The 24,901-nt window shown below is 61.3% G+C and carries 25 protein-coding genes; 14 read left to right on the top strand and 11 right to left on the bottom strand.

What is annotated here, in order from left to right:
• Window positions 1-29 precede the first annotated feature (29 nt).
• The 3 genes from R3E77_09720 to R3E77_09710 are packed head-to-tail and all read left to right on the top strand — an operon-like array spanning window position 30 to window position 3,310.
• Window positions 30-998 carry a universal stress protein gene (locus R3E77_09720; protein MEZ5499692.1) on the top strand — a complete coding sequence of 323 codons (969 nt, stop codon included), beginning with the start codon at window positions 30-32 and terminating at the stop codon, window positions 996-998.
• Window positions 999-1,004: 6 nt separating this feature from the next.
• Window positions 1,005-1,892, top strand: a complete 888-nt coding sequence (locus R3E77_09715; GenBank protein MEZ5499691.1) for a hypothetical protein — start codon at window positions 1,005-1,007, stop codon at window positions 1,890-1,892.
• Window positions 1,889-3,310: a patatin-like phospholipase family protein gene (locus tag R3E77_09710; GenBank protein ID MEZ5499690.1), complete on the top strand. Its 1,422-nt coding sequence runs from the start codon at window positions 1,889-1,891 to the stop codon at window positions 3,308-3,310. Before R3E77_09715 ends, R3E77_09710 begins: the two co-directional genes overlap by 4 nt.
• On the opposite strand, the gene R3E77_09705 is transcribed toward R3E77_09710, so the two are convergent.
• The 8 genes from R3E77_09705 to R3E77_09670 all read right to left on the bottom strand — a co-directional run bounded on the left by R3E77_09705 (window position 3,259) and on the right by R3E77_09670 (window position 10,162).
• Window positions 3,259-3,900, bottom strand: a complete 642-nt coding sequence (locus R3E77_09705) for a DUF2238 domain-containing protein (protein MEZ5499689.1) — start codon at window positions 3,898-3,900, stop codon at window positions 3,259-3,261. The two genes, R3E77_09710 and R3E77_09705, sit on opposite strands and share 52 nt — an antisense overlap.
• Window positions 3,879-4,913, bottom strand: a complete 1,035-nt coding sequence (locus R3E77_09700) for an ATP-grasp domain-containing protein (protein MEZ5499688.1) — start codon at window positions 4,911-4,913, stop codon at window positions 3,879-3,881. Before R3E77_09700 ends, R3E77_09705 begins: the two co-directional genes overlap by 22 nt.
• Window positions 4,910-5,881: a hypothetical protein gene (locus R3E77_09695; protein ID MEZ5499687.1), complete on the bottom strand. Its 972-nt coding sequence runs from the start codon at window positions 5,879-5,881 to the stop codon at window positions 4,910-4,912. Before R3E77_09695 ends, R3E77_09700 begins: the two co-directional genes overlap by 4 nt.
• Before the next feature lie 47 nt (window positions 5,882-5,928).
• The gene (locus R3E77_09690; GenBank protein ID MEZ5499686.1) at window positions 5,929-6,393 is read right to left on the bottom strand and encodes a hypothetical protein; all 465 of its coding nucleotides are present in this window, start codon (window positions 6,391-6,393) and stop codon (window positions 5,929-5,931) included.
• 9 nt (window positions 6,394-6,402) lie between these two features.
• On the bottom strand, window positions 6,403-7,581 hold the full coding sequence (locus R3E77_09685) for an MFS transporter (GenBank protein ID MEZ5499685.1): 1,179 nt from the start codon (window positions 7,579-7,581) through the stop codon (window positions 6,403-6,405).
• Between the two features lie 8 nt (window positions 7,582-7,589).
• Complete coding sequence (locus R3E77_09680) at window positions 7,590-8,537, bottom strand: electron transfer flavoprotein subunit alpha/FixB family protein (protein ID MEZ5499684.1); 948 nt, start codon at window positions 8,535-8,537, stop codon at window positions 7,590-7,592.
• The gene (locus R3E77_09675) at window positions 8,534-9,283 is read right to left on the bottom strand and encodes an electron transfer flavoprotein subunit beta/FixA family protein (GenBank protein ID MEZ5499683.1); all 750 of its coding nucleotides are present in this window, start codon (window positions 9,281-9,283) and stop codon (window positions 8,534-8,536) included. The genes R3E77_09680 and R3E77_09675 overlap by 4 nt, the downstream gene beginning before the upstream one ends.
• A 66-nt stretch (window positions 9,284-9,349) precedes the next feature.
• The gene (locus R3E77_09670; GenBank protein ID MEZ5499682.1) at window positions 9,350-10,162 is read right to left on the bottom strand and encodes an IclR family transcriptional regulator C-terminal domain-containing protein; all 813 of its coding nucleotides are present in this window, start codon (window positions 10,160-10,162) and stop codon (window positions 9,350-9,352) included.
• 179 nt (window positions 10,163-10,341) lie between these two features.
• On the opposite strand from R3E77_09670, the gene R3E77_09665 reads away from it, so the two are divergent.
• Window positions 10,342-11,925, top strand: coding sequence for an FAD-binding oxidoreductase (locus R3E77_09665; protein MEZ5499681.1), 1,584 nt, complete (start codon window positions 10,342-10,344; stop codon window positions 11,923-11,925).
• Window positions 11,926-12,104: 179 nt separating this feature from the next.
• Window positions 12,105-14,666 (top strand): TonB-dependent receptor, encoded by a 2,562-nt coding sequence (locus R3E77_09660; protein MEZ5499680.1) that lies wholly within the window; start codon window positions 12,105-12,107, stop codon window positions 14,664-14,666.
• 61 nt (window positions 14,667-14,727) lie between these two features.
• On the opposite strand, the gene R3E77_09655 is transcribed toward R3E77_09660, so the two are convergent.
• Window positions 14,728-15,405 (bottom strand): hypothetical protein, encoded by a 678-nt coding sequence (locus R3E77_09655; protein MEZ5499679.1) that lies wholly within the window; start codon window positions 15,403-15,405, stop codon window positions 14,728-14,730.
• 67 nt (window positions 15,406-15,472) lie between these two features.
• Here R3E77_09655 and R3E77_09650 point away from each other — a divergent pair, with 67 nt between their 5' ends.
• Window positions 15,473-16,012 (top strand): ureidoglycolate lyase, encoded by a 540-nt coding sequence (locus tag R3E77_09650; GenBank protein ID MEZ5499678.1) that lies wholly within the window; start codon window positions 15,473-15,475, stop codon window positions 16,010-16,012.
• Here the strand turns inward: R3E77_09650 and R3E77_09645 are convergent.
• Window positions 16,009-16,878, bottom strand: coding sequence for a sulfurtransferase (locus tag R3E77_09645; GenBank protein ID MEZ5499677.1), 870 nt, complete (start codon window positions 16,876-16,878; stop codon window positions 16,009-16,011). The two genes, R3E77_09650 and R3E77_09645, sit on opposite strands and share 4 nt — an antisense overlap.
• A 72-nt stretch (window positions 16,879-16,950) precedes the next feature.
• Here R3E77_09645 and R3E77_09640 point away from each other — a divergent pair, with 72 nt between their 5' ends.
• The 8 genes from R3E77_09640 to R3E77_09605 are packed head-to-tail and all read left to right on the top strand — an operon-like array spanning window position 16,951 to window position 23,997.
• Entirely contained in the window at window positions 16,951-17,256 is a 306-nt protein-coding gene (locus tag R3E77_09640) for a hypothetical protein (GenBank protein MEZ5499676.1), read from the top strand.
• A gap of 10 nt (window positions 17,257-17,266) precedes the next feature.
• Window positions 17,267-18,190: an oligopeptide ABC transporter permease OppB gene (gene oppB, locus R3E77_09635; protein MEZ5499675.1), complete on the top strand. Its 924-nt coding sequence runs from the start codon at window positions 17,267-17,269 to the stop codon at window positions 18,188-18,190.
• Window positions 18,183-19,049 (top strand): ABC transporter permease subunit, encoded by an 867-nt coding sequence (locus R3E77_09630; GenBank protein MEZ5499674.1) that lies wholly within the window; start codon window positions 18,183-18,185, stop codon window positions 19,047-19,049. Before oppB ends, R3E77_09630 begins: the two co-directional genes overlap by 8 nt.
• Complete coding sequence (locus R3E77_09625; GenBank protein MEZ5499673.1) at window positions 19,046-20,011, top strand: ABC transporter ATP-binding protein; 966 nt, start codon at window positions 19,046-19,048, stop codon at window positions 20,009-20,011. Before R3E77_09630 ends, R3E77_09625 begins: the two co-directional genes overlap by 4 nt.
• On the top strand, window positions 20,004-21,008 hold the full coding sequence (locus R3E77_09620) for an ATP-binding cassette domain-containing protein (GenBank protein MEZ5499672.1): 1,005 nt from the start codon (window positions 20,004-20,006) through the stop codon (window positions 21,006-21,008). Before R3E77_09625 ends, R3E77_09620 begins: the two co-directional genes overlap by 8 nt.
• Before the next feature lie 30 nt (window positions 21,009-21,038).
• Window positions 21,039-21,674 (top strand): glutathione S-transferase family protein, encoded by a 636-nt coding sequence (locus R3E77_09615; GenBank protein ID MEZ5499671.1) that lies wholly within the window; start codon window positions 21,039-21,041, stop codon window positions 21,672-21,674.
• Between the two features lie 2 nt (window positions 21,675-21,676).
• Window positions 21,677-22,426 carry a hypothetical protein gene (locus R3E77_09610; protein MEZ5499670.1) on the top strand — a complete coding sequence of 250 codons (750 nt, stop codon included), beginning with the start codon at window positions 21,677-21,679 and terminating at the stop codon, window positions 22,424-22,426.
• Complete coding sequence (locus tag R3E77_09605) at window positions 22,423-23,997, top strand: peptide ABC transporter substrate-binding protein (protein MEZ5499669.1); 1,575 nt, start codon at window positions 22,423-22,425, stop codon at window positions 23,995-23,997. The genes R3E77_09610 and R3E77_09605 overlap by 4 nt, the downstream gene beginning before the upstream one ends.
• Here R3E77_09605 and R3E77_09600 read toward each other — a convergent pair.
• Window positions 23,984-24,880 (bottom strand): hypothetical protein, encoded by an 897-nt coding sequence (locus R3E77_09600; protein ID MEZ5499668.1) that lies wholly within the window; start codon window positions 24,878-24,880, stop codon window positions 23,984-23,986. The two genes, R3E77_09605 and R3E77_09600, sit on opposite strands and share 14 nt — an antisense overlap.
• Between the last annotated feature and the right edge of the window lie 21 nt (window positions 24,881-24,901).

Below are 24,901 nucleotides of genomic sequence, written 5' to 3'. Positions count from 1 at the left end.
TGCTGCATTGACGGTTGGAGGTATGCCCTATGCAGCAGATCCGGCGAATCCTGGTCGCCGTCGATCCGGGCGAAGATAACAGCGCGCTGATGGCAAAGGCGGTCCGCCTTGCCCGCGGTCTCGACGCTGCGGTGAAGGTGTGTTGCTGCGACAGCGTCTCGCTTCCGCAGGCGCGCCGCTATCTCGATGCGCCCAGTTTTCAAAGGGCAGCCGACAACTACCGCAACCTGCATACTGAGCGTCTGGAACGCCTGGTTGAACCGCTGCGGCGCGCGAGTGTGGATGTAACAGTCGATGTGCGTTGTGAAGCGGGTTGGTCACTGGCGGATGCAATCGCGCGCGCGGCGAGCGATTACCACGCCGACCTCATAATGAAGCGCGCTGCCCACGTGCCTGCAATTCGTCGGCGCCTTTTCAGTAACGCAGACTGGCAATTGATACGCCGATGTCCGGTGCCGCTGCTGTTGACGCACGATAGGCCATGGAACGCAACGACCATGCGCGTGGCCGCGGCTCTGGATCCCGGTCATCCCTCGGACCCGGATGATTCCGTCGATCGTGAGTTGCTCGCTGCGCTCACGCTCTTGCGTTCGAAATTTACGGCCGAGGTCCTGGCCATCCACGTGATTCCTTCCCCGGATACCTTGTTCATGGCGCTGGATCTCGCCGCTACCGCACCCGCTGCAGTCAACGAATCCGCAAGGGAATTCGATCAAATGCGGGAGCAGCGGGTCGCATGTCTGGCGGCGATCATTCGGCGATCTGGACTTGCGGGAGACATCGCAAGGATAATCGATGGCGACCCAATTGCCGTGCTGCCGAAATTCGTCGCGCAATCAGGGATCGACATCTTCATAGTCGGCGCAAAATCGCGAGGCGACGCCAACCGAGCGATCATCGGCGGGACCGCAGAGAAGCTGCTGGACCGAATCGATGCCGACTTGTTGATCATCAGTCCTGACGCAAAGCGCGCAGACGCGAGTCAATCTGCACTCTAAAACCTCGTGCAAAGCGACGCTCGCACCAATGTGGCAATTGCGCGTCGTCTCGACGAACTGGCTGACTTGCTCGAAGTGCAACATGCGAGCGCCGGCCGTGTTGACAAATTCAGGGGGGCGGCCCGCGCGCTCGATCGGATGGCGGAACCGCTAGCGCCTATCGTGCGGCGCAAGGGTATGGATGCGTTCGAATCCATCCCAGGCCTGGATATGTTGGCGCGGCGCGCTATCTGCCAGTTGGTGACGCGAGGATCGCTGCCAATCCTGCAGCGCTTGCGCGGCAAGCTTGATGTGCCGACACTCCTGGGTGCGGTGGTTGCGGTCGGCAAGAGGACCGCGCAACGAGCCCATGAAATATTGGGCATCGAGTCGCTTGAAGAACTCGAAGTTGCCGCGCACGATGGGCGTCTCGCCGCGCTTGCAGGAATGGGAGCAAAGCGACTCGAGGCGATACGCACCGCGCTGGCGACGCTACTTGGGACGCGGCTGACGAAGGGCGGGCTGCTGCCCGCCGCTGCGCTCATCGCGCCGAGCGTCGCAGACTTGTTGTACGTCGATGAGACTTTTCGAAAATTTCGTATCAAGCCGGACAGCGCGAAACGCACAGGCAACGCCGATCGAGAGCCGGCCAGCCCGGGGCATATGATCATCCACCTCGTTCACCATGGACACAATTACACGGTGATGGAAGGGGCCTGTGCTTCGGGTGGCGGGCTGTGGCGAGATCGAGTGAGTATTATGTACGATGGCGCGGACCGTTGGCGACAATGCATGGTCGTTACGGAGCAAATCGAGCACGGACCTGCTAACCGGTTGATCCTCGGTCGGGAGCTCGAATGCCGCAAATATCATGCTGCCGCGGTGACGCACAAGATGCGCCTTCTGGAAGCATGATTACTTTTCGACCGATTGCGCTGGTGGTCGTCCTTGCGCTTTCGAGCGCCTGCGCGAGCTGGCCGCCGCTTGGTGCGCCATCTCCGGACTATCGCGGCGAAACTTCGGGCGGGTATCGCTTCGCGAATATCGTGGCGACGCGACGCAACGATGGTCTGCTGCTGGTCGTGGCGACCTCGGGTGGCGGTGCGCGGGCGGCTAGCTTCGCCTACGGTGTTTTCAGGCAACTTAATGCGGATCGCGTGCCAACGCCGATCGGAATGCTGCCGCTGGCGAAGCGCATCGATGTCATTTCGGCCGTATCGGGCAGCAGCATTCCGGCAGCCTATTGGGTATTGCATGGAGATGATTTCTTTCGTGAATTTCCTGAGCAATTCCTTTACCGCAACGTCGACAAGGATCTCCGGCACCTCTTCCTGAGTCCGCGCAACCTCTGGCGGCTCGCCTCACACAGGTACGCACGCGGCGACATGTTCGCAGATTACGTAGGTGCCAGGTATTTCGACGAGGCGACTTTCGCAGAGTTCATCGCACGCAAGGATGCACCGTTCCTTATCATCAACGCGACCGATTTGAGTACCGGGACGCGATTTGAATTCACGCAGGACAAATTCGATCTGCTGTGTCTCGATCTCGCGCGGTACCCAATTGGTCGAGCCGTGGCTGCGTCAGCGGCACTGCCACCCTTGGCGACTCCGGTGACGTTGCTGAATCGAAATGGCGAATGCAGTGAATCGCGTCCGGGATGGATCGCCAAGGCGTTACTCGAAGGCAGTGCCAGCGGTCGCCGCTATCAGTTGGCGCAGGACCTGAGTCGATATCTGCAGCCCGACCTGTATCCGTATCTGCACCTCGCAGACGGTGCATTCGCCGACAATCTTGGCCTTCGCGTTGTCATCGATGCGCTGGCCCGGCTTTCACCGGGTTCAGGTTCGCCGGTGCCTGTCGACAATGTTGCCGCCAACCTTGCAGTGTTCGTCATTGTCAATGCGAGCACCCGTGCTGGCGTTGCCGTTGCGCGCAGCGCCCAGGCGCCGGGGGAGGTGGCTACATTGCGGCTCGCAGGGTCGGTTCCAGTAGACCGGCTCGCTGCAGATACGCGAGTCGATCTGCAAAACGAGCTGCAGCGTTGGCTGGTACTGACCGGGCGAAGGAACGAGCCGGGTCCGGCTACGCGTGTCCATATCATCGATGTCGACCTGCGCGACATCGTGGATCGGGACCGTAGAGAGTCGCTTTTGCTGTTGCCGACGAACTTCAATTTGCAGCGACGTGATATTGACAGTCTCATTTGCGCGGGCGGGCGACTGCTTCGCGGCAGCAGCGAGTATGCATCGACTTTGAGTGAGCTCGGCGGCGCGAAGAGTCAGGACGGCGTGCGCGAGTTCTGTGTCGCGGCCAGGTGGCCGGAGAGCTGACTCAAGAGCGCAATCAATGCGCCTGCGCCGGCGAGTGCCATGTCCTTGTGCGCATCCCAGGGGTCGCCCTGCGCACCCACGAATGCAATGCCCAGCTCGCCGCCGAAGAGCACGGCGGCGCCCCATTCCATTAGCTCATAAATCGCGGAGCAGCAAAGCATGACCGCAAGGGTAACGGCGCTTTGCCCAACAACGGGCATTTGGAGCAAAGGCCGGATGTGCTGTTGCATTGGGAGGGTGATCAGTAGGCCAAAGGCGAAATGTACAGCGCGGTCGTAATGGTTGCGGTCCATTGCGGCCCAATTGAACCAATCTCCGACGGGAACCAGGGAATACGTATAGTGGGCACCAATTGCGTGCAGCAACAAGAAACAGTAGATGGCGACATAGGAGCCGCAGCCAAGAGTTGAGCGTGCGCGCGGCCCCAGCAGGTAGGGAACGGCAACGAAGACCAGTAGATTCTCCAGCAGCCAGTCGCTTCGGTCGACGGGTGCGATCGCGAGTGCCAGCCAGATTGGCAAATATACTGCCAGGCAAACGCGCGTGCACTTGCCCGCTCCCTGCAGTGTCAGCTTTCGAAAAGGCGCCATTCCGGCCGGTACGACAAACCCAGATTGACGATACGCTGTAGCAGCTGCGGGTACTTCATGCCCACGACATCGGCAGATTCCGCAAAATCCTCGCCGTAGGTCAGGTTGGGATTCGCATTGGCTTCGAGCACGAACACGCTGCCGTCAGACTTCATGCGCAAGTCCATACGCGCATAGCCGCTCATGTAAAGGCTGCGGTAGACCCGCTTCGCGAGTTGAGTCAGACGCTGTTGCGCGGCGCCTTTGATATCCGTTGCCGGTCCAGTCTCAATACCGTGATGCTTTTGGTATTTGGGGTCCCATTTGACGCGTCGTGTCGCGATTCCGGCCTGCACGTTGGTAAGTCTGCCGAAGCGCATTTCCCAGATGGGCAAAGTCGTGAGCCGTTCGTTTCCCATGACGCCAATATAGAGTTCGCGGCCTTCTATGTATTCCTCAACGAGGGCATCACTCGCGGTCGTGTGATGTATGAATTCCACGCGCTCCTGCAGGCGCGCGCGGTCCGTAACGATCGACGCCTGGGATATTCCGAGGGAGGCATCCTCCGTGGCCGACTTGACGAATAACGGGTACTCGAGACGCCTGGGTGCTACGAACTTGCGATTTCGCGGAAATACGTGGAAGCGTGGAGTGGCTATGCGGTGATACGCCAGCACCTGCTTGGAGAGAACCTTGTCACGTGAAATCATCATGCCACGTGGATTGCAGCCGCTGTACGGCTGGCGCATCAACTCCAGATAGGCAACAACGTAATGGTCATAAGTGACTATGCCGGAGAATTCCTCGAGGAGGTTGAAAGTCAGGTCGGGCTTCCAGTCACGAATGGCAATTCTCAATTCGCGTAGCGAGTCACCAATGCCAAGTACCCTGACCTCGTGACCGAGATTGGCCAGTGTGGACATCACGTTGTATTCCGTCCGGCAGTCTTCGATTTCGGATTCATCCGATGACACGAGATCCGATGGCGGCACCAGAGATTCATGCACGAGCAGCAGGATACGAAGTGCTTTCATAGTGCGTAGTTCTCGCGATTGCGGCGCATGATGTCGAGAACGATTCGTTCCAGAAGCCGGACGGTAACACGCTTTGCCTTGCGACGATCGCCGCGTATGCAGAGCCGCAATTGTGCTAGTCGATTGGCGACGGAGTCGATTGCGTGATCGACGAGGTAGGGGTGCAGCCGCGCGCGACGCGTCAGGAGTCTGTGCAATTGCGGTTTCATCTCCCGAACAAAGCGACTCGCCCGGGTGCAACGCGCGCCACGGCGCGCTGCGTAGGCACGCTGCAGCATCCGGTCGTACCGTCGTTCTTCGAAATCGTAGCGTGCCGCCTTGCGCTTGTAGTACTGGGCGAGTGTCTGTGACTTCTCGCCGAGTGGTTCGATCCTGCTCCTGTTCGTGCACCTTGGGCGGGTGCGGCGGATTTCCGCCATCAGGCGCTCGATGTACTCGAGTTTGCGCAGCGCCGGCCATCCCTGGTAGTCACGACGCCAGCGCGCGCGCGGTTGCAGCCAGACCGCGAAAGTCTCGGCAAAATCTTCGGTCGGATGTGCCTGGGCATACCAATGTCCGAGATGCAGTACATATCTGCGGCTCGACGGGTGCGAAATGTAGGTGCTCGGGTAGGGTGCCGAAGCGTGTCCAAATATCCGACGCCAATCCTTGCGGCGACGCAGGCCGTAGGCGGTGTCGATCGCATGGCCTGCCTCGTGACGCAGAATGCGCATCAACCAATGGTGATTTCCGCCTTCCACCATGTGCGTGTGAGTGCGCTCGATGCGTTTCAGTCTTGGATGTATCAGGTAGAAGGGCACCGCGATTCCGGGGACACCATCCGGAGAGAACCATTCATCGGAAATCCATGCATGTGGCTTGAAGCGAATGCCCCGGCGTTGCAGTTCGTCCCGCAACTGATCGACACCGCGCTCTACCGCCGAATTGCGCATGGTGAGGCGCAAACGCCGCAGCGGGACATCCAGCAAATCGTCATCATCGAGCCGATCCCACCAATATCTCTTTACGCGACCCACTAGCGGCTGACCCAGAGCTGGTTCTCGGCAATACGCTGGTAGAGCTTGCGCATATAGACTATCGGTGCAAGCGGAGCTTCGACGTACTGGGTGATTTTCCAGTCGTTGCCGTGGCGTGCGAGGTTGGCGATGACTCGTGTGTCACCGGCGATGGGTGCCTGGTTGTTCGACATCAACGCCTGCCAGCGCATCACGAAAAGGCTGGCAGCCTGGTTTTCGCCTCGCGGCAGTGATCGCAGATCCATGATTTGTGTATCGAGCGCAATGAATGATCGCCGTACGTCGTGCCAATACGACTCGATTGCCGGCCAGTCGAGTAGTGGCCGGTCAATCTCCTCGGCAAAATAAACCGGAGCGACCTCTGGATGCCAAAGCGCGCGCAGCGCGGCGAAATCCCTGCTATTCCAGTTGAGCGAAAAATTCCGCCAGAGCGGGGACAGTTCGTCGGCGAGAGACGTGTTCATCGATAGAGACTAGCCCCTCCTTCTAGCCATGCGCGCCGAGCCGTAGGTCATTAGCGCTGCTACCGCAAGCAGTGCGGCCAGCGGTCCGATTGTACCGTTGTAGAGCCTGCCGCCAAGCCAGGCGAATCCCGCGGCGGTCAACATCGCGATACTGCTCGAGAATCCCGAAGCGACGCCCGCCAGGTCCGGCCGCGCACTGACCGCGCCGGCGAGTGCCAAAGGTGAGGTCAGGCCGCCCGCAGCTGCCAGAATGGCAATGGCGACGGTCAGCTGCAGGAATTGCTGGTGATCGAAGGCGGCGGCTGCAGATGACAGTAGAGCCGCAATCGCAGTCGCAGCGATGCCAATGCGCAGGGTGCGCGCAATGCCGAAGCGGCGCACCCAGCGCCCCGCCAACGCTGCGCCGGCGGTGTAGGAGAGCGCATAACCGGCGGCGTACAGACCGTACTGGGTTGCGCTCATGCCGAACAGATCGTGAAAGAGAGCCGCGCCAATTGTAATAAACGCGAAGGACGCGCCATTGCTGGCCGCGTAAACGCCGCTGTTGCCAACGAATGCGGGGTCAACCGCGAGTTCACGAAAGCCGACCGCAAGTCGCGACAGGGACGCCGCGGCTGTTCCGCTCGGGCGGGTTTCCCTGAGTGACGCAACCATCCAGACAGCTATCGCGACGCCAATGACCAGGTGGGCGCAGAAAATCGTCCGCCAACCCAGGCTGTCGGCGAGCAATCCACCGAGTGCAGGCGCCGCCATCGGGGCGACGCCCATGAACATGGCAAGCCAGGTGAGTGCGATGGCGGCCGATTCCGTATCGCAAACGTCGCGAACCATCGCCCGGGTCGCCACCGTGCCCACGCTGACGCCAACGGCTTGCACGAAGCGGATCCCGATCAGCAATTGGAGTGTAGGAGCAAAAATGGCCAGCGCGCTGGCAATGTTGTAGAGCGTGAAGCCGGCAAGCAATGCGCGACGCCGGCCGATGGCGTCACACAGCAGTCCTTGCAGCGGCTGCGACAGCCCAAGGCCAAGCAGGTAGGCCGATATCAGCCACTGAACCTGCGCATAGCCCGCGTCATGAGCTTTTTGAATCGCAGGCAGTGCCGGCACGAGACTCGACATTGCGAACGGCGACAAGCCGCTCGCAACGCCGAGGAGCAGGACCCAGGAGAACCGCGGCGGCGCGGTCAAATTCGCGCCTATTTCGCCGCGGCTAGCGCCTGCGTTAGCTCCGGCACGATCTGAAACAAGTCGCCTACGATTCCGATATCGGCGACTTCAAAGATCGGCGCCTCGGAGTCTTTGTTGATTGCAACGATCGTGCGCGCGTCCTTTATGCCCGTCAGGTGCTGGATCGCGCCGGAAATGCCGACGGCGACGTAGAGCTCGGGAGCGATGATCTTTCCTGTCTGGCCGACCTGCACGTCATTCGCTGCGTAGCCAGCGTCGACGGCAGCCCGCGATGCGCCGACGGCGGCGTTCAAGCTGCTTGCCAGATCGAAGATCAGTTTGAAATTGTCCTGGCTCGCGAGCGCCCGGCCGCCCGAGACGACGCGCGCCGCGGTCTGCAGGTCGGGTCGGTCGCTCTTTGCGGCGGCCAGTCCCACGAAACGGGTATGTGCCGGTAGCGTTGCCGCCGGAGTTGCCTGTTCGATAGCGGCATCACCTGTTGCCTGCGCCGCTTCGAACGATGCGGTGCGGACAGTGGCAACGATTTTTCCTTCGGGAACTTCGACAGTAAGAATGGCATTGCCGGCGTAGACCGGGCGGCGAAACGTCGTCGCACTGTCGCAGGCCATGATGTCGCTCAACTGCGGACAATCGAGCAGGGCGGCGACTCGCGGCATGAGGTCCTTGCCAAAGGTAGTCGAGGGTCCGAAAACGTGCGTCGCGCCGGCAGCCAGCTCCGCGAGCTGTGGTGCGATGGCGGCAGCCATCTGATGCGCGTGAACGGCGTTGTCGACGCGCAGGACGCGGGTCACTCCGGCCAGCTTTGCGGCTTCAGTCGCGAGCGATGCGGCATCGCTTGCAAAAATGGCGACGGTGATTTCCGCGCCCGGAATCTGCTGCGCGCAACTGACGCATTTTGCGGTGCTGGGATTGAGCTTGCCGTTGGCATGTTCGGCGACGATGAGTACCTTGCTCATGCGAGACCTTTCTTCTTGAGCGCATCGACCAGTTCGGCGACGCTTTTTACGACGATTCCCTTCTGGCGTGTTGCTGGCGGTTCGAACTTGAGCGCGCGCGTGCGCTTGCCCGGAGTGATGCCGACATCAGCCGGCGTCAGGCTGTCGAGCGGTTTCTTCTTGGCCTTCATGATGTCCGGCAATTTCACGTAGCGCGGCTCATTGAGACGCAGATCGGCCGTGATGACCGCCGGCAGGTCGATTTCGATCGTCTCGAGACCCGCGTCAACCTCGCGCGTGACCTTTGCCGTGTCGCCATCGATGACAACCTTCGATGCGAAGGTGGCCTGAGGCCGCCCCCAGAGCCCTGCAAGCATCTGGCCGGTTTGATTGTTGTCATCGTCAATGGCCTGTTTGCCCAGAATGACAAGAAAGGCCTGCTCCTTGTCAGCCAGCGCGCACAGGATCTTCGCCGCGTCCAGTGGTTCGATCGCTTCACTGGTGACGACATGAGTCGCGCGGTCAGCGCCCATCGCAAGCGCCGTACGCAGTTGCTGCTGCGCGTCGCTCGGGCCGATTGAGACAACGACTACCTCGTTGGCGCCACCCGCTTCCTTGATTCGCAATGCTTCTTCCAGCGCGATCTCATCGAAAGGGTTAATGCTCATCTTCACGCCGTCGGTGACGACGCCAGTACCATCTGCCTTGACTTTGACGCGGACGTTGTAATCTATGACTCGCTTGATACCAACAATAATTCGCTTCATCTCTGGTCCCGGTAGAACATTTCTTGCCTGCAATTGATCTGGAATCGAACCCGCGTGCGCGATCGGCTAGATCTGCGCCGGCCGATGGTGATGATGGGGCGGGTCCTTGCGTTCATCCGCGAAACTGGTGCGGATACGTTGAGCCGTTTCGCGCAGCTTGGGCAGGAATCGATCGAGCGCGACTTTCAGCGGAACGGCAGTGCTTGAAAATCTCAGGCTGACCGCCGCCAGCACCCGTTCGTCGATGATCACCGGCACAGCCAGGCTGATCTCGTCCGATACCCGCAGCGGCCGAACCGCATAGGCATAGCCCTGGGCCCGGGTCTCGTTCAACAATCGCAGGAGTTCGGGCCGTGTCTGCGCCGCCTTGTCCTCCTCGCGACTCGAGCGCGCCAGGATTTCTATCAGAGCGTCCCTCTGGGTCGGCGGCGAGAATGCAAGGTAAACGCGCCCCGACGCAGAGGTGAGCAGGGGAACCCGAAATCCGGCCGAGTAGCGTTCGACGGCCAGCGGGCTCGCGTGGTCGGTCGATTCGCGAACCATCATCTTGGTGCCCGACAATGATGCAATCGCGACAGGCCAGATGACGTCTTTGCCCAGTTCGTATATGAATGGCCGCGCGACCTGGGTGACCCAGGCTTCGTCGTCATAACCGTCGGACAAACCACGGACCATGATGGTGAGTCGGTAGCGATCGTCCGTGGTGTCACGGTACACGTAGCCGGCATGGCTCAATGTTTCGAGTATGCGATAGGTCGTGGTCCGGGGCAGCTTGATCTCCTGCGCGATCTCCGACACCGTTGCGCCATTGCGCAGATTGAGTACGGTCAGCGCATCGAGCCCGCGAATAAGCGCGCGAATGGGACGCGTGGATTCCATCTCGTCTGTGTGAGCCTTTAGTGCTGCAGCAACGGAGGCTGCGTCGTTGGGCGATTAACAACCTGATTCTACAAAGGATGTCCGCGTGTGTCCAACACGCGGACGTGTCCGTGTCGGCGGTCATCGCGGCCGGCAGCGAACTCGATAATGCGCCTACACCGACACCAGGATGCGAATCAATGTCAGCCAGCCAATCAGGATCGGGGCAAAGCGCACTGGCCGGATTGCGTCAGCAATTACCAGGCGATGTGTTGATCACCGATCAACGCGAGCGCGAGTTCTTCTCCCAGGACGTTTACCGCCGTGGCGAACTGCCGATGGCGGTGCTTCGTCCCGGCAGTGCCGAGCAGCTCGCCACCGCATTGCGCGCGCTGGCAGACTCGGACGTGGAGCTGGTGCCGAGAGGCGGCGGCATGTCCTATACCGATGGCTACCTGCCCCGGTCGAGCAATAGCGTGGTGATCGACCTGCAACGCCTCGACCGCGTGGTCGAGATCAACCTGCAGGATCGCTATGTGACGATCGAATGCGGCGCGACCTGGAAAGCGCTCAATGACGCCCTGCTGCCGCATGGATTGCGCACGCCATATTGGGGCCCCCTGTCTGGATTGCGCTCGAGCATCGGCGGTGCACTTTCGCAAGGCAGCATCTTTCTCGGCGCGGGCACGCACGGCAGCGTTGCCGATAGCGTGATCGGACTGGATGTCATGCTCGCAGACGGTCGGCAACTGCGCCTCGGCAGTCATTCGATCAAGAACGGCGCGCCGTTCTTTCGCAATTTCGGTCCGGATCTGTTGGGCATGTTCCTGTCGGACACCGGCGCACTCGGCATCAAGACCCGCGCGACCTTCAAGCTGCTGCCAGTGGCACCGTGCGTCGACCATCTCTCGTTCAGTTTTGCCGCACCAGCGGAACTGTTCGCGGCGATGGCAGAACTCGCACGCAAAAGGGTAGGCAGCGAGATCTTTGCGTTTGACCCGGGCCTGCAGGCGCAACGCATGAAGCGCGCGAGTCTGGCCGATGACGTAAAAACGCTAGGCAAGGTGGTCAGGGCTGCCGGCGGTGCGATGAAGGGGCTCAAGGCGGGCGCCAAGCTCATGCTGGCAGGCAGGGAATTCCTGCCGGAGGAGCAGTTCTCGTTGCATCTGACAGTTGAAGGAGCGAGCAAGACCGTGCTCGCGGAGGCCGTGGCGCTTGCGCGCGAAATCTGCGGCGGCGCCGGCAGTGAAGTCGAAGCAAGCGTGCCGAGAGTCATGCGCGCGAATCCATTTGCCGAGGTCAACAGCATGCTGGGACCCAATGGCGAGCGTTGGGTACCGGTGCATGGCATCGTGCCACTCAGTCGCGGCGCCTGGATCTTTGAGCAATGCGAGGGCGTGTTCGCACGACATGCCGAAGCCATGAATACATTCGATATCGACCATGGCTATCTCAGCTGTACGGTCGGCAGCAGCGGCTTGCTGCTCGAGCCGGTGATGTACTGGCCGGCGGAGCGATTGGCATTTCACGAGAGAGTCCTGGATGCCGACTACCTGGCACGCCTACCAAGCTATCCACCCAACCCGCAGGCGACCGCAGCCGTTCATGCCTTGCGCGCCGATCTGGCAACCCTGTTCATGGAAGCGGGTGCGGTCAGCTTTCAGATCGGCAAGTTCTATCCTTACCAGCAGGGCCTGGACCCGTCCGCACGCGCCTTGCTGGGGGAGCTCAAGCAACTGCTGGATCCGAACGGACGCATGAATCCGGGCAGTCTGGGTCTGTAGCGGCCGGTAGCCGCGCGACCTGCGAGTCATTGTGTTGCGCCAATGCAACAAGCGTTGCCTGGGATTCGCTATACAACTATGATGATTTTTTGAAGCCGCGCTCGGCCGTCGCCCGCCTGGACCGGTGGCGCCTTTGTGCAAAGCATAACGAACGTTCAATAGGGTTAGGGAGCACACACATGTTTCAGCGATGCCGTTGGGGTTATCTGGGCGCGCTGTGCGTGACTTTGGCCGCTGGCATGCCCAGCGCCGGTCTTGCACAAGACACCAGCGCAAGCGAAGGTAGCGATGCGTTGCAGGAAGTGACCGTCACGGCGCGAAAGCGCGTTGAATCCCTCCAGGACGTGCCCATCGCCATTACGACTTTCGGTGCCGACGACATCGAGGCGGCCAATCTCACCGGCTTGCAGGATCTGTCGCAACTCGCTGCTGGCTTTCAATTCATGAACCAGGGCAACCAGCAGCCCGGTCGCTACAATACCCAGCTGCAATTTCGCGGCATGACGACGGCGCAATTCTCGCCAAGTTTTGCCACCGGCGCCTTGTTCATTGACGGTATCTACGTTCTCAATGGCGGCACTTCGCTGCCGCTGATGGATGTTGAGCGCGTGGAAGTCATCAAGGGTCCGCAGGCGGCTTACTTCGGCCGCAATACCTTCGGTGGTGCGGTCAATCTGATCACCCGTCGGCCCAACATGAAGGAACTGACGGGCGAGGTTTCGATCAGCACGACGGATCGAAGCAACAATGAGATTTCCGGTTACCTCAGCGGACCTATCGTCGAAGACCGCATCGCCTTCAACCTGAGCGGGCGCTTGTACGACAAGCAGGGCCATTTCACTGCAACCGACCGCGGGCGGCTGGGTGATGAGCAGACGACCACGCTCAACGGTTCGCTGCTGCTGACGCCTTCCGAGCGACTCGCGGTTCGCATCAACTACTCGCACAGCGAAGACGAGGACGGTGCACCGGCGCAGGGCTTCATCTCGGGCATTTTGAATGACACCTGCACCGGCACTACGATCACCACGGCGGCCGGCCAGACGGCGAATCCTGTGCGCTACATCTGCGGCCAGGTGCCTGGTCCCAATAACGCGATCACCGATCCGGGCTTCAGCCCGAGTTCCGCCAACACGATCCTGCCGGCCAATATTGGTGCTTTCTTTGCGAACACGCCTGCCTTGCCCGCGGGTGTGACCGGGGTTTCGCTGCCGAAGATCGACCACATCGGCCTGGTGCGTCGGACCGAGCGCGCCAATGTCAATTTCGCCTATAACTACAACGACTACGAATTCGAACTGACGGCGGGTTACAACGAGCAGGCAGCGACCTGGATACGCGATTTCGACCTCTCCGACAGGCTCAACTGGTTTTCCCGCGATCCTCAGTACATGGAGGATCAAAGCTATGAGTTTCGCGTGAGCAGCCCCCAGCAGCGTCGATTCAGCTGGTTGCTCGGTGTCAATCGATACAAGCAGGAATTCGTTTCGGCCGGCGAGGGCGGCCATGCGACGACGTCCTGCTTCTCCACGTCGCCGACGCTGACCGATAGTTTCGCGACCTGCATTCCGAACTTTGCATTGAGTTTTGCCAACACCACGCTCGCCAATGCCGATCGAGCCGAGGTTACCGGCTTCTTCGGGTCCGTCGATTTCAAGATGACTGATCAATTCACGGTCATACTCGAGGGCCGGCAGCAACAGGACAAGCTGACCAAGGGCGGCGGACTCAGCAATCCCGGACAGCCACTGCTGACTGACGAGTTCAAGAAATTCCTGCCGCGGTTCATCGTGCGCTGGGAGCCGACCGACGCGACGACGGTCTACGCAAGCTATGCCGAGGGCATGATCGCCGGCGACTTCAATACCTCGTACATCGACGCCGATGCCCGCGAGCGGGCGCAGTACCTGGCCCAGGATCCGACCATCAAGGAGTCGCTCGAAGCCGAGACCAACAAGGCGCTGGAACTGGGTTGGAAGCAGCGCTTCGCCGACGGACGCGTGCAACTGAACGTCGCGATCTATGAGAACAAGTGGAAGAACATCAAGGGCCGCTCGTCGTTCCTGATCAACGAGACCTGCGATGCCACAGGTGCGAACGCCATTGGTGTCACCGGCTGCACCTTCCCAGGTGTACAGCCTGGGGATCCGAAGATGATCGATGACGGTACTGGCACGCTGATACCGTTCTTCAATTCGCGCAATATTCTGTTGCCGGGTGATGCGACCATCCGTGGCCTCGAGGTCGAGACCTTGTGGCGGCCCGTGCGCAACCTCAACATGGCCCTCAATTTTGCCTACATCGATTCCAAGTACGACAACTACATCTTCAATTTCGTGGCGCCCTTCGCCGGCTTCTCGCAGATGGCAGGCAATCGCACGCCGCGACAACCGGAGTGGAGCGGCAACGCATCGGCCACCTACGACTTCCGGATGGGTTCGCAGAATGCCTATGTTCGCGGGGACCTCGTCTATCAGGGTGAGACATTCGTCGATGAATCCAATCTCGCATCACTCGCGGACTACACGGTCGTCAATCTGCGTGGTGGTATCGAGAAGGACAACTATCGGGTCGAGCTGTTCGTGAAGAACCTGTTCGACGAGGATGCCTGGCAGACCGGCGCTCGCTGGACTGATTTCTCGAGCCCCACGCAATTCGCGTTCCTGACCGCCAAGCAAGGCGTTGCCGTAACGCCGTTGGATCGCCGCGAAGTGGGCTTGCGTTTCAACTACAAGTTCTGACGCCACAACGTCGTTGCTACCGGGCTGCCTGGATCACCAGGCAGCCCGTTTGACGATCGAATCAGCCGAGCGCGGGCTTGGTGACACCAAGCCAGGCGATCACCGCGACAGCAATCCAAAGCGCGAGTGCCAGCCGGGCCGCCCGACGGTGGGCGCCATGGATGAGATCGTTCGCCGCATCGACACCCGCGCCGGCGCGCAGCTGCTGGAATCCGAGGCGCCATGCGGTGATTACGCCGCGCAGCAGCAATCCGAGCACGATCACGAAGGCGTACAAGGCAAACTTGGCAGCGAGCCAGTTCGGTACGGTCGGCAGCATGCCCATCAGTTGGCCTGCGGCCAGACCCATGAAAGTGCCGATCACTGCCAGGCGCACATGACGATCCAGGCGGGTCAGCCGCGCCAATGCCCGACCCCGCCGGCTCTGTAGATAGAGATGCCAGGTGAGGGCGAGCCAAAGCATCGAACCGACCCAGATGATTGCTAGCAGGGCGCGGGGCAGTGCCAGCCAACCGGCGAGTGCAGCCAGCGTGCTCCCCACCGGAACCATGAGCACCAGGGCCGTACGCGGAGCCATGTCCGTTGCAAGGAGCAATTGCAGGAAGCGTAATCGCTCATCGAGCGTCAGGTCGGTCTGTGCGACCCGGCGTGCGGCCAGAAATACCCCGAGGTCACCGCCCAACCAATAGGCAAACAACACGATATGCAGGTACTGCAGAGCGTTGTAGGTCGATATCATTCACCCAGTATGCCACCGTCGGCAATGGGGCCGACAGGCACGCTATCAAGCCAGACAGGTTGCCACGATGACTTGCGTGCGCTTGCCATTGATCGAACCGGATGTTGCCAATTTTGCGCCCTTTGGCCGGTTGCTCGCGGTTCCGCCAGGCCAACGGGGCGCCCGTAGCGACTTCTATGGCGATGCCGTGGAGCTATACGACCCGGGGGCATTCGTATCCGACGCCGATACGCGCTTGAGCATTGCGCGCGTTCATCCGCGCGCGCGGTCGGTCCGTTATCTCGAGCGGCACTTCAAGCACACCCAGGCATTCGTGCCGCTCACCGCGAGGCCCTTTGTGGCCGTACTCGGTCCGCCATGCCCGCATACGCTGCCCGATGTCGAGTCTGTGCGTGCATTCCGGTTTCCGCCTGGCACAGGGTTCATGATGCATATCGGCACCTGGCATGAGTTTCCGTTTGCGCTCGAATCGACCATGGATCTGCTCGTGATCCTGCGCAACGAGACCAATCGTGATCTCGAGCGACGGAGTCACGACGAGGCCGAAGGTGCCGATCTGCAAAAGCGCAATGTCCAGAATCGCCTGGGCGTGCAATTCGAGTTCTAGTCCGCCGTTGCCATGGGCAGGTCGGGGTCGCCGGCCCACTCGCTGAGCGACCCGTCATAGATTTGCACCTTGTCCCACCCCAACAGACATTGGGCAAAGGCGAGCGTCGTAGCGGAAATGCCGCCACCGCAGTAGTTGATGCAGCGCAGCTGCGAGTGTATGCCGGCGTCAGCAAACCGGGCGGCCAGCGCATCGTGCGCCTGAAAGCATCCGGCATCGTCGTAGAGGGTCGTCGCAGGCAAGTTGCGGCTGCCCGTGATATGACCCCGGCGCGCGTAGGTTCCACCCCGTCCGGCATGTTGCTCGGCAGACAAGGCGTTCAGCAATATAGTCCCTGTATCTGCGAGCGCTGCGATTACGTCCGCCTTCTCGACGAAAAATCCGCGCCTCGTGACGGGTACAGCCGCGGTGGGTACAAACCGGCTCTCGGCATTCGTGACCGGCAACCCCTGTCGCAGCCACAGGTCCAGGCCACCATCGAGGACACGCACGGACTCGAAACCAAACTCGCGGAACATGAACCAGGCGCGTGTGCTCCACCACGTGGGTCCTGTGTTATAGAAAATGACTTCATGGTCACTGGTGATGCCCAGTGCCGCAATGCCATGCGCAAACTGCCCGGCTGTCGGCAGCATGAACTTGAGCGTGGCATGCGGTGCGGCAAAATCATCCAGGAGATCGACGAAAACCGCGCCGGGAATGTGACCTGCGGTGTAATCAGCCCGGCCGGATTGGGCCTTGAGCCGGCCCGACGGCTCTGCCCGCAGATACACAGTCGTGTCGCACAGGCGAAGGTTGCTGTCGCCGAGCCGGGATGCCAGCTCCTGAGAGCTGATAAGCGGGTCTAAACGGGGCGGCGCCTGCATGATAACCTGCAAGGGAGAGATGAATTGCGCACAGTGCCCGACGCGCCGGGCCCATGCAAGCCAGGGTGGTACATGACGACGATCATCGTTCTGTTCAATCTTCGTCCCGACATCAAGGTGGCGGACTACGAAAAATTCGCACGCCAGATCGACTTGCCGGCCGTGAATCGATTGCCGTCGGTCAACAGTTTCGAGGTTTTGCGAACCGTTGGACTCATGGATGGCTCGCCCGCCCCATATCAATACATCGAAGTGCTGCGTATCGAAAGCATCGACGCACTTGGCAAGGACGTATCGGTTCCCGCCATGCAGAAGGTCGTCGAGACCTTCCGCGCAATGGCGGACAATCCGTTGTTCATCGTCACCGAGGCGTTATAGGGCGAGGCCGGTGCTCCGATTCGTCTGTCTCAGGGTAGCGGGCATGGTTCCGACCCTTTTGATCATCGTGACACTGACCTTCTTCCTGGTGCGACTGGCTCCAGGTGGGCCTTTCGATGAAGAGCAGGTGATTCCCGCCCAGATACGCGCCAATCTCGAGGCGGCCTATGGACTCGATCGCCCCCTCTACGTGCAATTCGGACGCTACCTCGGTGGTTTGATGCACGGCGATTTTGGTCCATCCTTCAAATACAAGGATTTCACGGTCACGGAACTGATTGGCAATGGACTGCCGGTCAGCGCTCCGCTGGGTATCGCAGCCGTGCTGCTGGCGCTCCTGGTCGGCGTACCGGCTGGCATGGTCGCGGCATTGCGGCGAAATGGCTGGTCGGATCATTCGGTCATGGCGCTCGCCGTGCTTGGCGTTGCGGTGCCGGGGTTTGTCATCGGACCGGCGCTGGCCTTGGTGTTTGGCATCCACCTGGGATGGCTGCCAGTCGCGGGCTGGGAGCGTGGCGAGCCTCGTTACCTGGTCCTCCCGGTGGTCACGCTCGCATTGCCGGTCATGGCCTACGTCGCGCGCCTGATGCGTGGCAGCCTGCTCGACGTCATGAGCAGCGACTTCATCCGTACGGCGCGCTCGAAAGGACTCGGTGAGTGGCAGATCATCACGCGCCATGCGCTGCGTCCGGCGTTGTTGCCCGTGGTCAGCTATCTTGGGCCGGCGATCGCTTTCGTCATCACCGGCTCCCTTGTTGTCGAAACCGTATTCTCGCTGCCGGGCACAGGCAGCTATCTCGTCAATGGCGCGATCAACCGCGACTATACCCTGGTCATGGGCATGGTCATCCTCTACGGCGCGTTGACGCTCTCGTGCAACCTGCTGGCTGACGTGCTCTATGGCTGGCTGGATCCACGCATTCGCGATGCCTGAGCACGAATTGTCGCTTTGGGGTGCGGCGTGGCGGCGGCTGTTGCGAAACCGCGCAGCTGTGGTTGCGGCGCTGGTGTTGGCGGCGACGGCCGGTCTCGCGATCGCGGGCCCGCTGCTGTCGAGTTACGAGATCGATGCGCTCGATTGGGACAATATTGCCGTACCCCCGGTTTCCGTGGCGGGGCACTGGTTTGGAACTGATCGCCTAGGCCGCGACATGTTCGTGCGTACGCTCGCAGGCACGCGGCTTTCACTGCTCATTGGTCTTGCCGCAAGTGCGGTGAGCTTGCTGATCGGGGTGATCTGGGGGGCCACGGCGGGCCTGCTCGCAGGCCGGATCGATGCGCTGATGATGCGATTCGTCGACATTCTCTACGCATTGCCGTACATCTTCATCGTGATCATCCTGTCGACGCTTTTCGAGCGCGGCAACATCGTGATCCTGTTCGTGGCGATCGGCGCCGTTGGTTGGCTGACGATGGCGAGAATCGTACGTGGCCAGACCATGGCGCTGAGGCAACGAGAATTCCTGCTCGCCGCGCGGGCGACTGGCGTAGGTACTGCGGGTATCCTGCGGCGGCACGTGATTCCCAATGTCATCGGTCCGGTGGCTGTCTATGCGACTCTCACCATTCCACAGATGATCCTGTTCGAGAGTTTTCTCAGTTTTCTCGGACTGGGTGTTCAGGAACCGATGGCGAGTCTCGGCAGCTTGATAACCGAAGGCGCGCGGGAGATGGAATCGGCGCCCTGGATGTTGCTCGTACCCAGCGGCTTTCTGGTGGCGCTGCTGTTGTCATTCAATTTCATCGGCGATGGTCTGCGCGACGCGCTGGACCCGGCATCGGAACGGCTGTGACGGCAGTATTCGAGCTCAGCAACTATAGCGTTCAATTCGAGACGCCCCGTGGCCCCGTCAGCGCCGTATCGGACATCGCTCTGCAAATCGACCGCGGTGAGTGTGTGGCGATCGTTGGCGAGTCCGGAGCCGGAAAGTCGCAGACCTTCCTGGCTGCGCTCGGGCTCGCTGGCAGCAACTGCCGGGTAGGCGGCACGGTCATGGTCGATGGCATGCGCGTCGATCCGTCGGACGCAGCTCAGATCCGGCCCGTGCGCGGCGCCAAGATCGGCGTGGTCTTCCAGGATCCATTGACGTCGCTCGCGCCCCATCTTCGCATCGGTCGCCAGATCGAGGAGAACCTCCTGCGGCATCGCAAGGTGCGGCGGGCGGATGCCGGGGCAATGGCAATCGACATGTTGCGCAAGGTACGCATGCCGCAACCGGAGTTCCGGGCCCGCCAGTTTCCCCACCAACTGTCGGGCGGCATGCGACAACGCGCGATGCTGGCCATGGTATTGGCGGCTGGCCCGCGTCTGCTGGTCGCCGACGAACCGACGACGGCCCTGGACGTCACGGTGCAGGCTCAGGTGCTTGCGGTTCTTGCTGGATTGTTGCGCGACGAAGAGTTGGCAGTTGCACTGATCAGCCACGACATCGGTGTGGTTGCAGGACTCGCGCATCGAGTGCTGGTGATGTATGCAGGACGCATCGTCGAGTCTGGTCCGGTGGATTCCGTGCTGAAGGCGCCTCGCCATCCCTACACGCGTGCACTTTTGGCTGCGGTGCCGCGCCTTGATGATGCTGAGGGCGATCGAATACGACCCATCGCAGGCCAGCCGCCTGATCCAGCAGCGCGCGTCCCGGGTTGCGCATTTGCGCCGCGCTGTCAGTTGGCCGACGAGCTGTGCAGAGAGCGGCGGCCGCTGCTCGCGCCGGCCGACGGTTCGTCGTGGCAATTGGCATGCCATCATCATGACTGACGCGCTCATCGAGCTTCGAAATGTAAGTCGCAGTTATCTCGACGCTGGCGCCGGGTTCGCGCGTCCACGCCGCGTCGTCGCAGTGGAGGACGTGACTGCGGCCGTATTTCCCGGGGATGTGCTCGGCATCGTCGGCGAATCGGGTTGTGGCAAGTCGACGCTGATCCGCATGATGCTGCGGCTCGTTTGGCCGGAAGGGGGTAGGGTTTGCTGGCGGAACACGGATGTCACCATGTTGCGAGAGTCGCGCCTGCGGCCGCTGCGCCGTCATGTCCAGGCGGTTTTTCAGGACCCCGCCGGAAGTCTGGATCCGCGCATGACGGTTGCGCAGAGCCTTGCCGAGCCGCTCGGCATCCACGAACCGGGACTTCGGAGCGACGAACGCGCCGAACGGGTCGCCGGCATGCTCGCGGCCGTCGGGCTCGATCGCAGCCTGTTGATCCGCTATCCGCACATGTTGAGCGGTGGACAATGTCAGCGAGTCGCGATTGCCCGTGCAATGATCATCCGGCCGCAGGTGTTGATTTGCGATGAGGCGGTCAGCGCTCTCGATGTGTCGATCCAGGCGCAAATCGTGGCGCTATTGACTGAACTCGCTCGCACCAGCGGCGTTGCCATCGTATTTGTCAGTCACAACCTCGCGGTTGTCCGCCAACTGTGCACACGGGTCATGGTGATGTTTCGCGGACGGTTGGTCGAGACGGCGCCCGCTGAGGCGCTGTTCTCGGCGCCGCGTCATCCTTATACGCGCGCGCTCCTGGCGGCAACGCCGGTAACCGATCCGGAACGTCAGCGTCACCGGTTGGTGCAGCTCGCCAGTGCAGGCGAAACCGGAGCTGAAGTCGAGCCCAGTGGCGGCGGCTGCAGCTATCTGCCACGCTGCCCGATGGCGAGCGCAGGCTGCCGCGGCATGAAACCCCCGCTGCAGGACGTCGGGGTTCGCCACGCAGTGGCTTGCTGGAATGTTGATGTTCACGCGCCAGCGGGTTCCGGTTGATACTGCGGCTCTTGGCCGGATAGGTTCTGGATGAAGCTCCTGTACACGCCGATCAAGCACTATGTACACACGGTCGAGGCCGTGCTGAACTATGCTGGATTGCGCGATCGGGTCGAGCCTGTTCCAACCCGACCATTCGATATCGACACACCGCTGCCGTCGGTCAACCCGCTGGGCAAGGTGCCGACGCTGATACTCGACGATGGCAATTACCTGGCCGGCGGACCGGTCATTTATGAGTATCTGGACAGCCTGCATGACCGCCGACGATTGCACCCTGCGGCCGGACCGGAGCGATTCCAGGCGTTGCGGCGGGCCTGGCTTGCCGACGGCATGTTCGACAGTTTCGTGCAGATCATCATCGAGTCCTGGCAGGAACCGTCGTCCTTGCGTCAAGGGTTCGTCATGCGCCAGTGGCAGCGGGTGGCGCGATGCCTGGATCAAATGGACGCTGATGTCGATTCGACAAGGCCGCTCGACATCGGGCATTTGCGCACCGTTGGCGCGATCCAGTTCCTGGTTCTAAAGACTCCGACGCTAGCCTCGGCAGAATGCGGCATTTCGCCGGACCATGACTGCTTCGCCGGGCGGCCGAGGCTCGGCGAGTGGTTTGCCAGCGTCGAGCCTGGCACTATCTTTCATGATCCATTGATCAAGGAGAACTGACCTTGCCAATTCCACATCGCCGGATTCGTGGCGTCATTCGTTACACCAGCAACCAACCGCAGCGGCGCGGAGTCGAGCGCGGCAGGGAGGAATTCACCATTACGGTACATGCGGACGGGCGGCGCAGTCTGCGCGCCTACGTCGAAATCGACGACGCGCCGAATGTCATGCGCGATGTCGTTTTGAGCCTCGATCATGCCTGGATGCCGACCGATTGCTTCGTCCGCCTCTCGGTCGGGGATCAATTCCGCGGCTCCAGCTGGTTCCGCTTCACTGCGACAGAGGCGAGCTGTGAGGGGTACACGGCACTCGAAGGCCGGATGTCGCAGCGTTGGCCATTGTCCGAGCCGCTGGCCGCATTTGGCACGCACCCCATCCAGGGCGATGCGTGGCTCGCGCATATCGTCGATTTGCAGGCCGGGCCGGGGACCCGGGTCTACAGGAACGTCCTGCTATGCTCCCTCGACCACCGGGGAGCGACGGGACCACTACTTTGCGAGCATCCGATCGGCGTGCGACTGGCATTCGTGGGTCGGGAGCGCATCAAGGTCGCCGCGGGCGAGTTCGCGGCTTTGCATTTCCGTTATGCAGAAACGTCCGACGCCGACGAAGCCGATACCCGCAACGAACCAGGCAAACACCCGCCTTACGATCTGTGGTGCACGGATGACGGCGACTATGTACTCCTGAAAGCCGCAGTAACCGGCTACATGCAGACGGTTTATGAGCTCGTGGAGCTGCATCGATTTTGAAGTCCCTGATCGCGATCGTTCTGGTGGTGGTGGCCCTGCCAGCCACCGGCGAGCAGGTATTGCGCCGCTCGAGCACCGGCGAGCCCCAGACGCTCGATCCCCAAATGTGGGTGTACGGTCAGGACGGCAATATCGCCCAGGATCTTTTTCACGGGCTGACGACACTTGATGCACGCGCGCGGGTTGTTCCCGGATCCGCCGCCTCCTGGACAGTCAGTGCGGACGGGCGGGTTTATCGCTACCGCCTGCGAGACGGCCTCGAGTGGTCCGACGGTAAACGGCTCGACAGCGCGGATTTCCTCTATTCGTTCCGCCGCCTGTTCGATCCCGCGACCGCGGCACCGGCGGCCGGACTGCTGTTCGTAATCGTCAATGCCGCAGCGGTCAATCGCGGCGAGTTGCCGGTCGAGCGGTTGGGCGTCACGGCGCCCGATTCGCACACGATAGAAATTCGCTTGACGCACCCGGCTCCCTACTTCAATGAATTGATCGTACATCGGGCGCTCCCCGTGCCTCGGCACGTAATCGAGCGTTTCGGCAGGAACTGGACCCGCCCTGAGCACATCGTCTCGAACGGCGCATTCGTTTTGAGCGAGTGGCGCCCAAACAGCTATGTGAAACTGCACCGCAATCCGCGTTTCTACGCCGCAAAACAGGTCGCACTGGACGTTGTCTACCACATACCGGTGGAAGACCCGGCGACCGCATTGCGCCGGTTTCGGGCAGGCGAGCTGGATGCAATCGTAAGCGTCCCCAGCGAACAATTGGGCACGTTGCGGCGCAGTTTCGGTGCGCAGCTGCGACTGGTACAGCAGCTTGGACTCGAGTACTACGCCTTCAATACCCGCAGGAAACCGTTCGACGATGCCCGCATCAGGCAGGCGTTGTCCATCTCGGTCGATCGCGAGTTGCTCGCAGGCAAAGTGCTGGGTGCCGGCGAGCCACCATCGACCTGTGTCGTGCCGCCGTCAGTGCACGGTTATTTCGACAAGGGTTGTGAGCCCGGTGCCGCGCTGCCGATGGCCGAACGGCGCGCACGCGCGCGCGACTTGCTTCGCGAGGCAGGATTCGGGCCGCAAAGGCGACTTGCGCTGCGCCTGCGTTACAACAATGCCGACACGCAGCGCAAGGTTGCACTTGCCGTGGCGTCAATGTGGAAACCGCTTGGAGTGGATGTGGAGCTGCTCGCGGCCGACATGAAGGCACATCAACAATATCTCGCATCCGGAGATTTCGACGTCGCGCGCGCCGCGTGGTATGCCGAAGACAGCGACGCAGTGAGTTTTCTGCGCTTGCTCGACTCGCGCGCAACTGGAATCAACGTGTCGCGCTTCAGGTCGACCAGATACGATGCGCTACTCGATCGCGCCGAAAGCATCGTGGATGCGGGCGAACGCGCGCGGACGCTTCGGCAAGCCGAGCTCCTGGCGATCGGCGCGCATCCGCTCATGCCGCTATATGGCTATGTCGGGCGTCGGCTAGTATCGGACAGAATTCGTGGCTGGATCGATAACCCGCGTGGCGTGCATTTGAGTCGTTATATGTCGGTCGTCGAAGTCAGTCCGCGCTGATCACTTCAACCAATTCGCCGCCGGGCCCCACGAGCACACCGGCATGGCAACCACCGTAAGGCGGCTCGGCGATCGGCTGCGGCGATCGCAACCACGGCAGTCGTGACAGCCGGGATCCGCTCCCCGGTGCAGCGCGGAAACTGACCATGCCGATTCCAGCGGGCAGATTATCCGCTGGCCATCGACGCGCTGCGGTATCGCTCGGGTACTCGTCAAGTTCGATGAGAAAATCGCGTCCAACTCGCGCTAGTCGCATGGGGCGGGTTTCGTCAATCGGCCGATCGAGCGCTCGATTGATCAGTTCTATCCGGGCATCGATAATGTCGGTGGTCGCAAGGCCAAGCGTCGCGCCGTAGAACTCGCTCATGCGAGCCATACTGGTCGCTGCGCAGACGACGATGAACGTTCGATCCACGAAACTCTCGGCCGTGCAGTCGAGCAGACTTCGACCATCGCCCGGCAGGCGCGTGAAGTAATTGATCTCGCCACAGGGTCCGCGAGCCTGCATCGCGACGACCGCCGGATTCATCGTCAAGGGTCTCGGTTCGCCAACGATCGTGAACGCAGAGGTTCGCAAGCTGCGTGCCAATTGCTCGGGATCGCGAGCCAGCATTTCGTTGGCATTCCAGCCGAGGTCGCGTAACGCCACGTAGCTGCTGTCGGCGACGGACTCGATCAGGCGCAGGTATACACCGCAGTTGCTGGCAGGTTGCAGGAGCTGGAACGGCTTGCCGCCCATGGCCGGACGATTCCAGAGGGCCGCAAGCTGCGGCGGGATGCGGCCGGTGGCGGCTGGTTTGAATCCAAGCCAGCGGCCATAGATCGCGGCGGTGTCCTGCAGATGGTCCGTGGTCAAGGTCACGGAAACTATGGCCTGGAGCATGCGACTACCCTAGCATAGGAA

The organism is Steroidobacteraceae bacterium, assembly GCA_041395505.1.
GTDB lineage: Bacteria > Pseudomonadota > Gammaproteobacteria > Steroidobacterales > Steroidobacteraceae > JAWLAG01.
The sequence above is the reverse complement of the archived record's forward strand: the minus strand, read 5'-3'. Positions and strand labels throughout refer to the sequence as shown.